12 protein-coding genes are annotated in these 13,372 nt (G+C 40.6%); 8 read left to right on the forward strand and 4 right to left on the reverse strand.

The window, feature by feature from the left end:
• Positions 1-198 precede the first annotated feature (198 nt).
• Positions 199-918 carry a CHAP domain-containing protein gene (locus tag KPY62_RS11020; protein WP_216582019.1) on the forward strand — a complete coding sequence of 240 codons (720 nt, stop codon included), beginning with the start codon at positions 199-201 and terminating at the stop codon, positions 916-918.
• 131 nt (positions 919-1,049) lie between these two features.
• Here the strand turns inward: KPY62_RS11020 and KPY62_RS11025 are convergent, their stop codons facing one another.
• Together KPY62_RS11025 and KPY62_RS11030 are read right to left on the reverse strand one after the other, a co-directional pair.
• Positions 1,050-1,841, reverse strand: a complete 792-nt coding sequence (locus tag KPY62_RS11025; RefSeq protein WP_216582020.1) for a hypothetical protein — start codon at positions 1,839-1,841, stop codon at positions 1,050-1,052.
• Positions 1,842-1,964: 123 nt separating this feature from the next.
• Positions 1,965-2,276, reverse strand: a complete 312-nt coding sequence (locus tag KPY62_RS11030) for a YhbY family RNA-binding protein (protein WP_216582021.1) — start codon at positions 2,274-2,276, stop codon at positions 1,965-1,967.
• 450 nt (positions 2,277-2,726) lie between these two features.
• On the opposite strand from KPY62_RS11030, the gene KPY62_RS11035 reads away from it, so the two are divergent.
• From KPY62_RS11035 to KPY62_RS11065, 7 genes are all read left to right on the forward strand, one after another.
• The gene (locus KPY62_RS11035; RefSeq protein WP_216582022.1) at positions 2,727-3,359 is read left to right on the forward strand and encodes an RlmE family RNA methyltransferase; all 633 of its coding nucleotides are present in this window, start codon (positions 2,727-2,729) and stop codon (positions 3,357-3,359) included.
• Positions 3,360-3,633: 274 nt separating this feature from the next.
• Complete coding sequence (ftsH, locus tag KPY62_RS11040; protein ID WP_324033920.1) at positions 3,634-5,526, forward strand: ATP-dependent zinc metalloprotease FtsH; 1,893 nt, start codon at positions 3,634-3,636, stop codon at positions 5,524-5,526.
• Positions 5,527-5,767: 241 nt separating this feature from the next.
• A complete protein-coding gene (gene folP / locus KPY62_RS11045; protein WP_216582023.1) occupies positions 5,768-6,718 on the forward strand; it encodes a dihydropteroate synthase in 951 nt (316 codons plus the stop codon).
• Positions 6,719-6,763: 45 nt separating this feature from the next.
• Positions 6,764-7,066: a succinate dehydrogenase assembly factor 2 gene (locus KPY62_RS11050; protein ID WP_216582024.1), complete on the forward strand. Its 303-nt coding sequence runs from the start codon at positions 6,764-6,766 to the stop codon at positions 7,064-7,066.
• A 104-nt stretch (positions 7,067-7,170) separates the two neighbouring features.
• Positions 7,171-7,617 carry a hypothetical protein gene (locus KPY62_RS11055; protein WP_216582025.1) on the forward strand — a complete coding sequence of 149 codons (447 nt, stop codon included), beginning with the start codon at positions 7,171-7,173 and terminating at the stop codon, positions 7,615-7,617.
• A gap of 234 nt (positions 7,618-7,851) precedes the next feature.
• Positions 7,852-8,577 (forward strand): YidB family protein, encoded by a 726-nt coding sequence (locus KPY62_RS11060; protein WP_216582026.1) that lies wholly within the window; start codon positions 7,852-7,854, stop codon positions 8,575-8,577.
• A gap of 260 nt (positions 8,578-8,837) precedes the next feature.
• Positions 8,838-10,295, forward strand: a complete 1,458-nt coding sequence (locus KPY62_RS11065) for an anion permease (protein ID WP_216583349.1) — start codon at positions 8,838-8,840, stop codon at positions 10,293-10,295.
• Positions 10,296-10,375: 80 nt separating this feature from the next.
• On the opposite strand, the gene KPY62_RS11070 is transcribed toward KPY62_RS11065, so the two are convergent.
• Together KPY62_RS11070 and recA are read right to left on the reverse strand one after the other, a co-directional pair.
• Entirely contained in the window at positions 10,376-11,398 is a 1,023-nt protein-coding gene (locus tag KPY62_RS11070) for a regulatory protein RecX (RefSeq protein ID WP_216582027.1), read from the reverse strand.
• Positions 11,399-11,451: 53 nt separating this feature from the next.
• Positions 11,452-12,510, reverse strand: coding sequence for a recombinase RecA (gene recA, locus KPY62_RS11075; protein WP_216582028.1), 1,059 nt, complete (start codon positions 12,508-12,510; stop codon positions 11,452-11,454).
• Positions 12,511-13,372: the final 862 nt, after the last annotated feature.

Here is a 13,372-nt window from a genome sequence, read left to right on the forward strand (position 1 = left end):
CATAGATAAGATTGATCGCAGGCGCTTTAAGAGGTGGACTAACGCATCGGTAATACTGCCAACGCTCCACTAAAGATTAAAGGGTAGCTGCTTTAAAAAGGATTTTATCATGTTTATTTGATAATTATATCCTCTAAATTAATTGATGTTTCGTCACGGATGACGAACAATCTTGTATTAACAATAGGTAGTAAATTTATGAAACGAGCTTTATTAATATTATCAGTATTGGGAATGGGCATAGCACAAACTAGTGGTGCTGCTGAAATAACCTTTCAACCTAATAATACCTTGACTCATATCACCAATAGCTCCATTTCTAAAAATTATGGTTCCGTAAAAAATATTTATAGTTCTAACAGCGGTGCCTATGTGTCTAGCAATGACGAAATTAGTCAAGCGATAGATAATCTTAGTGCTCAGGCCAAACAAAAAGAATATAAACTAGCCTCACTAACTAACCGTCTATCTTATGAAAGACAACAGCAATCAGGTTCTGCACTGAATAGTAGCTCAGCTCCTGCTATTGCTGCTGCTCATGCTTCAAGAGTAGCTGTATCTAGAAGTACTGGATACTGTGCTCGCTATGTTCGTAAAGCCTTACAGATTGCTGGTTATGAATTCACTCCTAATCCTTCAGCTTACCAGTACGCTAGTCGTGGTACCCTTAGCAATGCAGGTTTTACTAAAATTAGTAATGGTTCGCAATCGCAAGTAGGCGACGTTGTTGTTTATGATCGCTCATCAAAGCATCCACATGGACATATTCAGATCTTTGATGGCAATGATTGGGTATCGGACTTCCGTCAGAGTAGTATCAGCCCTTATAGTGATGCCTATAGCTACACGACATGGCGCGATTCACAATATATGGATGACGCATCAAACCGTGGTATCTATCTAGCGATGGCTGAATAACAGATCGCTTAAGACTGTTATAGAATTATAATGCTCAAAAAACTCAGCAATGCTATTCAAAGTATTGCTGAGTTTTTTGCATCTGCTGCTTATATTTGTTATTAAAGGCTGTTTAGGATTACATAGAGCGTTTATGGGTTGAATGCTGTCCAGTATTGGCGTTGATGGAAGTCGGGTGGATTTGCGTGTCTAGGGGCGAAGTATAAGGCAACCTTATTGAAGCTTAAAATCACACAAGGATGTAGTAAACCAATATTGTGATTAAAGCTTGTTGCGTCGGCTTCGGTAGTAGCAGTCATCGCCAGCTGATCTAAGCCAACAGAGAAACCACATTCATAAAAATAATCAGGATTGTCACTGCTAGTACAAGGGTAGATAACAGTGCTGGACTCAATGCTGAGTTTCGAATCGGATTTTAGTAGCGATTGAATGGACAGCTTTGATTGACTTACTGCACAAGTAGTCCAATTTATATTTGCCCTTTGGTTGCTATTTGGCTGTAGCAAAGGGGGTGGAGATAAAGAGCTAGGCTGACGATAGCTGTTAAATTCATAAACAGCATAGCTACCGTTTGGACTGGCATTAATTTCAATATAACTATTCGGATATTCTATTTTAGTTGTATCATTAGCAACTGGCTCTAGCTCGCTAGCTATAAAGCACTCAAGACAAGTCTGCTCCCATAGATAGTCAGTAAACTTAACTTGCTGCTGCTGCCATTGTGGCCAAGTTAATTGATCTGCTAAATACTGGTTGGGTAGTTGTATTTCATAGTTCAAATAGAGCTGAAGTGTTGACTGTGGTATAAGAGTGGCGCTCACAGTAATTTGAATAGCCAACAGTTGCGATACAGATACCCCAAGTTGCTGTGCATTTGCGTCTAAGTTTTCAGTAGCCAGCTGGAGTTGAAAGAGTTGACTCATAATGTTGGTTCACAGTAGCAGTTGCTATTTGGAGTAAAAAATATAAAAGAAAAGCCGCGGTAGCTATTACTCGCGGCTTTTATAGTTGTAACTTTTGCAACAAGCAATTTTAGCTTATTACAGTTATTCTGCGTGACGCGCCAAGTTTGAAAGCTTTGGGTTAGCGTTTGGGTTTTGACGTAGTAATAAAGCCATGCGACCAATAGTGTGAATCAGTTGAGCTTTGGCAGCAACAGCAAGTTCAGTGCAAATTAAATCACGGTCATGCTTACTACCAGCAGGTAGTTTGACTTTAATAAGCTCATGATCATTTAAAGCGCGATTAATCTCTTCGGTGATAGCTGGGGTAACGCCGTTATTACCAATCATAACTATGGGTTTTAGCTCATGACCGATACCTTTTAGGCGTTTGATTGTAGCGTTGTCGAGTTGCATATAATTCCTAAGCGTTAATAAAATAAAAAGGTAATGACCATCGTAGGTTGATGACTATTATAAATAACTTATACTCATCTTGCACGGAAACTGTAGAATTGTGCACGATTTTAGCGAATGAAGATGTTAAACTGAATGCTTTAGCACATTATAGACGCTACTGAGTAATAAAGCAGTTAAATGATGATTATCACTCTCTATTTAGAGAGTTGGTTTCAGGTAACGGCTGAGCTTAATAACTAAGTTAAATAAATAAGCTTAATGGCTAAGTTTCTTAACCAAGCAATGCTGTAGACACTCTTTATTTCAAAATTATAAACCCATGTGTCCCTATGCTATAGCACTAAGTACTAATAACTACTCATGCCTATAGTCATGAGGGGCTGAGTGCTAGTTAATAGTCATAGTCAATAAGCATAATTGATAGTCATAGCAATAGGAGTAATTATTTTGGCCACGCGTATCGATAACAAAAAGCTAACCAAAAGTAGCCGCGCTTGGATAAAAGAACATATTGATGATCATTATGTGAAAAAAGCCCAACAAGACGGCTATCGTGCACGTGCCGCTTATAAACTTATTGAGATCAATGACAAGACTAATCTTATTAGTAAAGGTATGACCGTAGTTGATTTAGGAAGTGCCCCGGGTAGTTGGTCACAAGTAGCCAGCAAATTGGTTGGAGAAAAAGGAACATTAATAGCTTCTGATATCTTAGCCATGGATGCTTTGGCAGATGTTACCTTTATTCAAGGTGATTTTCGCGAAGCAGCAGTCTTTTATAGTATTATGGCTGAGGTCGGCGACAAATCAGTAGATGTAGTGTTGTCGGATATGGCCCCTAATACAGCAGGTAATAGTGCTATTGATCAGCCACGAATGATTTACTTATGCGAGTTGGCAGTAGATTTTGCTTTGGCCACTTTGCCAGAGGGCGGGGCGTTGATCATGAAAGTATTTCAAGGTTCTGGAACACAAGAGCTACGTAAAAAGATGCAGATTGATTTTAGTAAAGTGCGTACTATTAAACCTGATGCATCACGCCCACGCTCAAAAGAGGTGTTTTGGATAGCTATAAAATAATTTATATATTCAGGCTATTCAATAGGTTATGATAAGTTGAAAACCTATGATAAATTATCGGTAAGCTACTTTAAAGCAGATAGAAACTGCTACAATTGTTAACTCAATAAACTCAACCCATGTATTGAATAATACGAGTCAAATCCACATATAATGCTATATTAACTTTGTTTCTAGTATTTATTTTAAGCAAAGTCGTCTGATAATAAACGCTTAAGTTTATGGGCGTCACGTGTCAAGTTGACACACCAATAAGTAAGGGATGGGAAAACTAGTGAGCGACATGGTAAAAAATACCTTATTGTGGCTGGTGATAATCGGCGTTTTGGTGCTGGTATTCAGCGGCTTTGATAAATCTACTGAGCCCGATAGCCTAAACTACTCTGAGTTTGTGACCGCAGTGTCTGAAAATCAAGTAGCTAGCATCGAAATTGACGGCGAGCAAATCACTGGCGAGAAGAAAAATGGCTCAACTTTTGAGACCATTCGCCCTGCTGTGGCTGACGAACAGCTACTGCCGCTACTGCGCGAAAACCAAGTAAATATTGAAGGTACGGCACCTAAACGTCAAAGTGTCTTAATGCAGTTGTTAATTGCCAGCTTCCCAATCCTGTTGATTATCGGCCTATTTTTATTCTTTATGCGTAACATGCAAGGTGGCGCTGGCGGTAAAGGTGGCGGTCCGATGAGCTTTGGTAAGTCAAAAGCCAAAATGCTCACTGAAGACCAAATCAAAGTAAACTTCGACGATGTGGCTGGTTGTGAAGAGGCCAAAGAAGAAGTCGTCGAAGTGGTTGAGTTCTTACGTGATCCTGATAAATTTACTAAACTTGGTGCTACTATTCCTCGTGGTATTTTGATGGTAGGTCCACCGGGTACTGGTAAAACACTGTTGGCGCGAGCCATTGCTGGTGAGGCTAAAGTACCATTCTTCTCAATTTCAGGTTCTGATTTTGTGGAGATGTTTGTCGGTGTTGGTGCTTCTCGTGTCCGTGATATGTTTGAGCAGGCCAAGAAAAGTGCACCTTGTATCATCTTTATCGATGAGATTGATGCGGTAGGTCGCCATCGTGGCTCCGGAATGGGCGGTGGTAATGATGAACGTGAACAGACACTTAACCAGTTACTAGTTGAGATGGATGGTTTTGAAGGTAATGAAGGCGTTATCGTCATCGCGGCAACTAACCGCGCCGATGTACTGGACAAGGCTTTATTACGTCCAGGTCGTTTTGACCGTCAAGTACAAGTAGGCTTGCCAGACATTAAAGGGCGTGAGCAAATTCTAAAAGTGCATTTGCGTAAGCTGCCTAATACTACTGGGGTCGATGCCAATTCACTCGCACGTGGTACTCCTGGATTCACCGGTGCACAGCTTGCTAACTTGGTGAACGAAGCTGCATTGTTTGCCGCTCGTCGCAGCAAGCGCAGTGTAGACATGAATGACTTTGAAGACGCTAAAGATAAGCTTTACATGGGTCCTGAGCGTAAATCTATGGTCATCCGTGAAGAAGAGCGTCGTGCTACTGCGTATCATGAGTCAGGCCATGCTTTAGTCGCCGAACTCTTACCAGGCACTGATCCAGTACATAAAGTTACTATCATGCCGCGTGGCTTTGCCCTCGGGGTAACTTGGCAGCTGCCTGAGCATGACCAAACTAGTCTTTATAAGTCAAAAATGCTCAGTGATATCGCTATATTATTTGGTGGTCGAATTGCAGAAGAAGTGTTTATCAATCAGATGTCCACAGGCGCTTCTAATGACTTTGAGCGTGCGACTAAAATGGCACGAGCGATGGTCACTAAATACGGTATGTCTGATGCGTTAGGCATTATGGTCTACGAAGATGATGATAATTCACAAGGTTACTTTGGCGGCGGTGGGCGCTCAATTTCAGAAGCTACTCAGCAAAAAGTAGATGATGAAGTGCGCCGAATGTTAGAAGAGCAGTATGACATCGCTCGTGAGCTAATCGAAGCCAACCAAGATAAGATGCATGCTATGGTAGATGCCTTAATGAAGTGGGAAACTATCGATCGAGATCAATTACAAGATATCTTAGCTGGTGAAGCGCCACGTCCGCCAAGAGTATATCAACATAATGAGGTCAATCTCTCAAAAGATCATACTACGACTACTATTACACCACCGCCGTTACCAGCGATGTAGAGTAGGCTGTTAGATAGATAAATTAATTGAATATTATGGTAAGAAGCCCTTTCTAGTAAAGGGCTTTTTTATGTGCAGATTTGCACCTAATAACAAGATTAGTGCTAAGGGTGATAAAAAGTAAGCGTTGTTAACGATAAAAAATCGCTATTAAGCGCTACTTACTCCTAAGGTTATTTTACTGCTATGATAAGTAAGATTTATTACCTTACTTATAAATGTTTCTACTATTGGACGGCTCATGTCATTATTTCAGCCTTTACCAGCACATAAAATAACTAGTCGTCATAAAGTGCTAGACTTATCCCAGCCTCATATTATGGCCATCCTAAATGTTACTCCTGATTCCTTTTCAGACGGTGGTCAGTTTAATGACGTTGACGAGGCCGTTAGCCACTGTCAAGAAATGATACAGGCAGGGGCAACTATTATCGATATTGGTGGTGAGTCTACTCGGCCCAATGCTGAAACTATCGACACTATTGAAGAGATTAACCGAGTTATACCAGTAGTCAAAGCCATTCGCAAGCAGTGCGGTGATGATATATGGCTGTCTATCGATACTAGCAATCCTATGGTGATAGAAGCTGCTTTTGCAGCAGGAGCAGATATTTGGAACGATGTGCGTGCGCTAAAACGTCCAGGTGCAGCAGCCATGGCAGCGCAGCTGGACATACCGATTATGTTAATGCATATGCGCGGTGAACCGACGACTATGAACGACTTGGCACATTATGAGGATGTTATAGCTGAAGTGATTGCTGAGCTGATTGCTCGTATAGAGCAAGTTACTACTGCTGGGGTCAAGCGTGATAAGATAATCATTGATCCGGGCTTTGGCTTTGCTAAGAATTATGAGCATCATTGTGCGTTATTAAACCAATTGCACCGCTTACAAGCACTTGAGTTGCCAATCATATTCGGTATCTCCCGTAAGCGTTTTTTGGCAGAAGTGTTACAAAAAAGTGGGGTAGTAACGGTGGCAGACACTCAAGCCGTACAACGTGATGCTGCGAGCACTGCGGCAGGATTATTAGCATTACAACAAGGGGCTAGCATCATCCGTACCCATAACGTGTCGATGATGCAGCAAGCACTAGCCTTATGGCAACAGCTAGTGGCTTGTGATAGCAATAACAATAACAAAAGTACCAGTATTAACACCAACACTAACAATAGTAGCAAGATGTAGTTTCGATGGCCTATTTTAACTTTTATAATATACAGAGCATATTCTATGAGCACTATTGATTCAGGGATTAATAAACTAGCACAGCAGCCGGAAGCAACCACTGAGCAGCGCCGTATTATTTATCAAGCGCGCCGCGGACTCAAAGAGTTGGATTTTTATATTGACCCTTATATTAAAGAGATTTATCTATTAGCTACTCCTGCTGAGCAGCTAACCTTTGCTGAGATGCTTACTTATGAAGATCCAGATTTATTAGATTATTTTACTAATCAAAGCCAACCAGAAGATGGAGCGGTATGGGCGCTGGTGAATAAGATAAAAACATGGCGCCACGGCAAAGGATTATGATACGGTTTACTATTATAAGATAATGGCCAGCAGTTATAGAGTGAGCTTATGCAGAACTTTTATAACGTTATCAGCTAGTGTATAAGCCTAAGGATACGATACTTATGACTTCGCTACGCATTGACACGGCTATCCGTACTGGTAGTTATTTAAGGGTGCTGCTATATGTGGCATTGACTAGCGTACTGATACTATTAGCTTGGTCAGCTAATTTATCACTTTGGCAATATGGGTTACTAATAATCGTGACTGCGCTGATAGGAAGCTATTTGGCATTGTCACGACCAATCTTACTACACTTAAGTCAGCCACCCCTAAGTCAGCCGCTCAATCAAGGCTGGCAACTGCTAATGCGTACGAGCCATGGTGATAATTTATGGCAAGCTGATCTAGTGAAAGTATATCGTTATCAGGCTATTATTCATTTTAGGTTTCAGCTGGTTGAACCTTATCGTAAACCTTGGGCAGTGACAGTATATCGTGACCAGATGAGTAGGGATCAGTGGCAACAGCTAAATATATTGGCTACGGTTACCTATGTGCAGACTTGAGAGTGGGGTACAAGAATTAAATATGTTGATCCAAAGCGGTCTGTTAACCGATAACTAAATTTACAATGTTGGTTATTTAAGTGCTACAGCCTATAACAAAATGCCTATCTAGATACTTATTGATATCTGCTATCTTAAATAGCTATTCCCTATCTCCTTGATAGGGGTGCTGACATGAAAGTTACTAATCGTTATTTGGTCAAACCAATATCTCAATAATAAAAGGATAATACCATGAGTTTATTAGGAAATTTAGTTTCACAAGTTGCCCGTAGTGCTTTAGACCCACAAGACGCTCAGCGCAATCCTGTTAATCAACAAAGTGCGCCACGTCGTACTGGTGGACTAGGGGATATATTGGGTAGCGTATTGACTGGCGGTAGCCATCAGCCACGAGACTACAATCCGCAGCAGTATGAGCGTCAGCAAGACAATGGTTTTGGTCTGGATGATATTATAGGCGGCTTAGGTGGACTGATGGGCGGTAACCAACGTGGCGGTATGAGTTCAGGTGCAGGCGGCTTAGGCGATATTTTAGGCAGTGTGCTAGGTGGTGGACAACGCCGCAGTGGCTTCGGTGGCAAAGGCATGCTAGTAGCTGCTTTAATGCCTATGGTACTCAGCTGGGTACAACGTAATGGTGGCCTCGGTGGCGCACTATCTAAGATAACGGGCATGGGCTATGAGAGCCAAGCTAAGTCTTGGATGAGCAATAACCAACAAAATGACAATCTTGATCCTAACGAAGTCAGTCGCTTATTTGATGAAAATGAGATTCAGCAAGTAGCTGCGCATACAGGAGCTAATGATAGCGAAGTCCGTCAAGGTTTAGCGGAGCTATTACCTGAAGTAATGAATCAGCTGACTCCTAACGGTAACTTAGATCACGAATCTGAAGCCAACCAAGAGATCGACCAAATTATTAGTCAACTATCTAGCCGTTTAGGTAGCTTAAAATAATAGTTTTATGCTATTTACTATGAAGAGATAAATAGATTGTTATTATAAATGTGAGTTTGTAGATAGCTAAAGAGTGCGCTAAATAGCGTACTCTTTTTTATTGTCTACTATAAAACAGTACTCATATAGTGGTTATACGTCATCTATAGAGTTAGTTTATGGTTACTTAACAGATTAACTGTGTTTTAATTATAAGTTAGTAAGATTTAATGTTATATATTAAGCCTATTAGATCAATAAATTATAGAAGAGAGTAGATGATGCCGTTTAAGCCCATACCCAGTGCCATTGCTATTTTAGTCGCTTTAATTATTTGGTTTATCATTCCTGTACCTACTGGCGTGACCCCTGAAGCTTGGCATATGTTAGCGCTATTTATTGGTACTATTGTGGCTATTATCGGTAAAGCCTTACCGATTGGGGCTATTGCTATTATCGCCGTAACTTTAGTAGCGCTTACTGGTGTTACTAATGAAAGCCCAAAAGAAGCTATTGCCGATGCCTTATCTAGCTATTCAAGCCCACTGATTTGGTTGATTGGGATAGCAGTTATGATCTCACGAGGCTTGATAAAAACTGGTCTAGGGCGGCGTATTGCTTATTACTTTATCTCAATTTTTGGTAAAAAAACTATCGGCGTGGCTTATTCACTAACCGCAGCTGAATTAATGATTGCCCCTATTACTCCCTCTAATACTGCACGAGGAGGGGGTATTATTCATCCGATTATGAAGTCTATTGCCCAAAGTTTTCACTCGACTCCTGAGGAGGGCAGTCAAAAAAAGATCGGTAGTTACCTAGCGATGGTTAATTATCACGCTAACCCTATCACTTCAGGGATGTTTATTACCGCAACCGCTCCAAACCCTTTAGTCGTTGACTTAGTCAATAAAGCTACTGGTGGTGATATTCAGCTGTCATGGACTACATGGGCAGTGGCGATGTTTATACCAGGTATGTTGTGTTTGATATTGATGCCAATAGTTATTTATCTTATTTATCCTCCCGAAGTTAAAGAAACCCCTGATGCTAAGAATTTTGCAAAAGACAATTTGCTGGAGATGGGTCAGGTAAGTACTCAAGAGAAGATCATGCTTGGGGTCTTTGCGCTAATGCTTATATTATGGGCCAATATACCGGCGCTACTCTTAGGCGAGCAGTATAGCGTCGATGCTACCACTACAGCCTTTATTGGCCTCTCCACTTTGATACTGACTGGGGTGCTGACTTGGGACGATATACTCCAAGAGAAGTCGGCTTGGGACACTATTATTTGGTTTGGTGCCTTGATTATGATGGCCTCATACCTAAATAAACTAGGGCTAATCAGTTGGTTTTCAGAAAATATTGAATCTACGATTGCGATGACGGGCTTAGGTTGGATCGGAGCGGTAGCGATTCTAACTTTAGTATATCTTTATATTCACTACTTCTTTGCAAGCACTACGGCGCACATTACTGCTCTATTCGCAGCTTTCTATGCGGTTGGACTAAGCTTAGGTGCTCCGCCGATGCTGTATGCGCTAATTTTGGCAGCAGCTGGTAATATTATGATGACCCTAACCCATTATGCAACTGGTACGGCACCAGTCATTTTTAACTCAGGCTATGTGACACTCGCAGAATGGTGGGGAGTTGGCGCAGTAATGAGTATAGTGAACTTAGTGGTTTGGATTGGAGCAGGGCTAATATGGTGGAAATTTTTGGGCTATTATTAATTTGACTCTGAATTGATATCAGATGCTAGTTATAACTAAAAATTCACGCAAGCTTACTAAGTAAGCTTAAGTCTCTACGGCTAAAAGCGTTCATCTAAAGTGTCTAAGGTATAGTTGAGCGCTTGAAAGCAAACGTCACCATTAAAACCGCGATATTGTAAAAAGCGGAGCTGTTTGGCTTTTTCTTTTTGTTCAGTAGGAATATGGTCGCCATATTTTTTGGTACGGGCAGTGACTGCTAGTTTAAGCCAATCAACTCCCTCAACTAAGCTGTCCTCATTTTCATCAACAAACTCACTAAACTCTTCAGACTCAGTGTTAGCCATATCAATAAGCTCATCAATATTACTGGGCATAGCGATGTTTTTCTTATAAAACTCTTGTCTAATACGGCCACGGCCACGACCCTTACGAATGCTTTCACGAATCAGCATTAAAGTAGTACGATAATCGCTTTGATAACCTTTGTCCGCAAACTCATCGAGTAAGATATCAATGCTATCTGGGTCTTGCTCCTTGTCGAGTAGCTTTTGTTTGAGTTCAGCTCGACCATACTCACGCCGAGACAAGTAATAAAAAGCCAGCCAACGTAAGCGACTTTCAGCTTTGATGGCATCTAACTCGGCTTGTTTTTGCTCAGGCGTGCGTAGATAGGCCTTTAAAGCAGGCGGTAGGTTATCTGTTGGATTAGCAGTTTTGTTATTGCTATTGCTGTCATCATTGCTATCAGCAGCATGGTTTTGACTAAGGTAGCCATCTTGCTTGATTTCTGCGAGCATCTGTTTGATACTCTGTGCTGTAGGAGTCTTATAGACAGGTGCGTCATTAGGCTCAGCGATAAAGTCTGAGGCGGGGTGAAAGGCTTTTTTCCTTTTTTTCTTACTATTGGAGTTGGATTTAGCAGCTTGAATCGAAGAGTCGATAGTAGACTTTGGATAGGTAGTCTGGGTAAGAAGTGCGTTGTCTACGCTAGACTTGGTTGGCTGTTCATTATTTGAGTAGTAAGCTTTATGTTTTTTATTTTGCTTACGCTCAGATACAGTAGAACTAGCCGAGTCGCCTGACGACTCAGCTAGTATTTCGGCTAAGGTTTTAATCTGCATAATAGTTAATCACGCGAGTTATATCAGAGCGCCTAAGCAAGCAACTGCAACTGCTACTGTATTGGTTCTGCTGTTAGCTCTTTATCAGTTTGCTCAACTTTTGCTGGTTTACCATCATCAACTGGGCCTAATTTCTCAGCACGGATTTTGGCTTCAATTTCTTCAGCAATAGCAGGGTTTTCTTTGAGATAGATGACGGAATTGGCTTTACCTTGACCAATTTTTTCATCGCCATAGCTATACCAAGATCCAGCTTTGCCTACGGCACCGATTTCAACGCCTAAGTCGATTACTTCTGCTAAATGGTTAGTACCTTCACCATAAGTAATTTCGAACTCTGCTTGACGAAAAGGCGGAGCCATTTTATTTTTGATAACTTTGACTCGAGTCTGGTTACCGATGATTTCATCACCATTTTTGACTGCACCAATACGGCGAATGTCCATACGTACAGAAGCGTAGAACTTTAGAGCGTTACCGCCGGTAGTCGTCTCTGGGCTACCAAACATTACCCCGATTTTCATACGGATTTGGTTAATAAACACTACCATACAGTTAGAACGTTTGGCATTACCAGTAATTTTACGTAGGGCTTGGCTCATCAAGCGTGCTTGTAAGCCCATATGTGAATCACCCATCTCACCTTCGATTTCAGCACGTGGCGTCAAAGCAGCTACCGAGTCAATAACAATCATATCGACTGCACCTGACCGTACCAGCATATCAGTGATTTCAAGCGCTTGTTCGCCATTATCAGGCTGAGAGATCAACAAATCGTCAGTGTTAATACCAAGTTTGCGCGCATAGACTGGATCTAGAGCATGCTCAGCATCGATAAAGGCACAAGTACCGCCTTGCTTTTGGCACTGGGCGATTGCTTGTAGGGTCATAGTGGTTTTTCCTGAGCTTTCAGGACCATAAATCTCAATAATACGACCTTTAGGGAGACCGCCAATACCGAGAGCAATATCTAATCCAAGCGAGCCTGTTGATACTACATCAACATCCATAGCGGCTGAATCATCACCCAGATGCATAATAGTATTTTTGCCAAATTGCTTTTCGATTTGACCTAATGCTGCTTTAAGTGCTTTAGCTTTGTTCTCGTCCATAATGGACTCCTTGTTATCAACAAATATTATTAACAGATAATTTAAATATAAAACCATCTCAGCCAGCAATTAATGACTGACACTTAGCATCACCTAATAAGTAAACTATCTTAATAGCGAGTAAGTCGTTTAATTAGTAAATAGTGCTTACCTTGCTATAATCGCTAGCGTTAAATCATATAACCATTAAGGTCATACCAAAGGTATAGCATTGAGAGTGAGACAAACAGTGCAAGATGATATGAGTGACATATCATCTTACTATACAGGAAATATCAACGATATTAAGGATAAAAAGTCAATAATAGTTAGGCTTTGCACAGACATTATAGAAGAGGATTAGACGTTTGCTGTTACGGCCACCTGTTTACTAGATGAGGTAATTATAGCAAAATCCAAGGCTTTTATTTAGTGACCCTAGACGCTAAGCGACAATTGTTGTCGCGTAAATTTTTAATATTTTAGTAGCTAGTTAGGGTTACTTGTTAGACAAAAGATGCTATAAATAAGCGTTAGCTATTATTATTTATACTTTATACTTTATAATTTAAAGCTGTTGATAACGGTTTAAGCTTTAGTGTTATTTATATCCTCAAGTAGCTAACCTATTAGCCGTTAACACTTCAATAAACTTGCAACATTATTGAGTGCCGTTGTCAATATTTAATTAACTTAGGGCTATAAAATAATTAGTATTAATTCTTAAGCTGTGAAACATAGATATTATTACTACCTTAATCAAAAATAATCTAAAATAATTTTATATCTATTTAAATTATGTATAAGCTGTTGATTTTATTAAAATTATAAATTGTATAAAAAGTGATCAATTTTACCTTATCCTTTAGGCTATCAACTCAGA

This window comes from Psychrobacter sp. TAE2020 (assembly GCF_018919485.1).
Taxonomy (GTDB): Bacteria; Pseudomonadota; Gammaproteobacteria; order Pseudomonadales; family Moraxellaceae; genus Psychrobacter.

Bases quoted from the DNA above. Each gene is read 5' to 3' on its own strand.
- recA (WP_216582028.1), bottom strand. From the start codon at position 12,510: ATGGACGAGAACAAAGCTAAAGCACTTAAAGCAGCATTAGGTCAAATC.
- KPY62_RS11020 (WP_216582019.1), top strand. From the start codon at position 199: ATGAAACGAGCTTTATTAATATTATCAGTATTGGGAATGGGCATAGCA.
- KPY62_RS11030 (WP_216582021.1), bottom strand. From the start codon at position 2,276: ATGCAACTCGACAACGCTACAATCAAACGCCTAAAAGGTATCGGTCAT.
- KPY62_RS11025 (WP_216582020.1), bottom strand. From the start codon at position 1,841: ATGAGTCAACTCTTTCAACTCCAGCTGGCTACTGAAAACTTAGACGCA.
- KPY62_RS11055 (WP_216582025.1), top strand. From the start codon at position 7,171: ATGACTTCGCTACGCATTGACACGGCTATCCGTACTGGTAGTTATTTA.
- KPY62_RS11050 (WP_216582024.1), top strand. From the start codon at position 6,764: ATGAGCACTATTGATTCAGGGATTAATAAACTAGCACAGCAGCCGGAA.
- KPY62_RS11065 (WP_216583349.1), top strand. From the start codon at position 8,838: ATGCCGTTTAAGCCCATACCCAGTGCCATTGCTATTTTAGTCGCTTTA.
- KPY62_RS11070 (WP_216582027.1), bottom strand. From the start codon at position 11,398: ATGCAGATTAAAACCTTAGCCGAAATACTAGCTGAGTCGTCAGGCGAC.
- folP (WP_216582023.1), top strand. From the start codon at position 5,768: ATGTCATTATTTCAGCCTTTACCAGCACATAAAATAACTAGTCGTCAT.
- KPY62_RS11060 (WP_216582026.1), top strand. From the start codon at position 7,852: ATGAGTTTATTAGGAAATTTAGTTTCACAAGTTGCCCGTAGTGCTTTA.